The sequence below is a fragment of the Paenibacillus sp. 598K genome, assembly GCF_003851045.1.
Classification (GTDB): Bacteria; Bacillota; Bacilli; order Paenibacillales; family Paenibacillaceae; genus Paenibacillus_D.
In genome coordinates this window covers 1-919 of the sequence record NZ_BFBX01000431.1, presented here as the reverse complement: position 1 = coordinate 919, position 919 = coordinate 1, and the positions used below count along the sequence as shown (strand labels likewise).

Here is a 919-nt window from a genome sequence, read left to right as displayed (position 1 = left end):
GGGCGAGCGTTCGCCGCGCCGGTCGAGGAGGATCTGCAGCGGCTCCGGTGTCTCGACCGGCTCCAGCCGGGTGAGCCAGTCCCCTCCCTTGGCCGCAGCTCGCCAGTCCAGATGCCGCAGCGCGTCGCCGACGCGATACGGACGCCGCTCGATGCCCGGACCTGCCTGCGATGCGCGCAGACCTGTCTCATCGACTGCTCCCGCCCCGCAGACGCCTCCATCGATACGCCCCGCCACGCTGACGCTGCGAGCCGGTGCGACATACAGACAGCCCGGCGCAGGCACGCGCAGCTGGCGCTCTCCTGCGCCGAGCAGATCGCCGGCGTTCAGCTCGGTCGGACGCCAACGATAGACGCCCCGAGGCAAGTCTGTCAGCGTGTACTCCATCTGCCACTCCCGGCGCAGCCAGGGCAGCAGCAGCCTGTGGCTCGCAACGACAGTCGCATCGGCCCGCGTCTCGGCGATCAGCTCCTCCCGCACCGTCACCCAGACGAAGGGCAACAGCAGCGGCATCCGTATCGTGAGGCTGACCACGACCGGCTCGCCGCTGGCGATCTGGGTGTGCGCCAGCTCGCGGCGCACCGTCGTCCTCTGGAGCGCTACCGCTGGCAGCAAGCTGCACAGGAGCAGGCCGGTCAGCGTCGTCCAGGCGAGCCATACGGCTGCACTGCCATCATGGAGCAACCACAGGCTGTCCCCTGGGAGCAGCCCGCTACTGTCTCCGTCTCCTGTCCCCAACGATAAGGTCAGGCCGACCCACAGCAGCAACAAGCCGCCGACGCGCAGCCAGCCGCGCCAGCGCGGGCGTTGCGCCTCCCTGTTCCACGCCAGCGGGGCTTGCTCATGCCGCGCCTCACCGCTGTTGCCCGCTGCCGCCATCGTCTGCCCGCCCCCGGCCCGCTTCATCGCCGTCCCCTCC

Annotated in this window: 1 protein-coding gene; it reads right to left on the bottom strand. The window is 70.6% G+C overall.

What is annotated here, in order from left to right; translation table 11 throughout:
• Window positions 1–919, bottom strand: a 919-nt coding sequence (locus tag PA598K_RS35690; protein WP_185602451.1) for a DUF58 domain-containing protein, incomplete at both ends; no start/stop codon positions are given.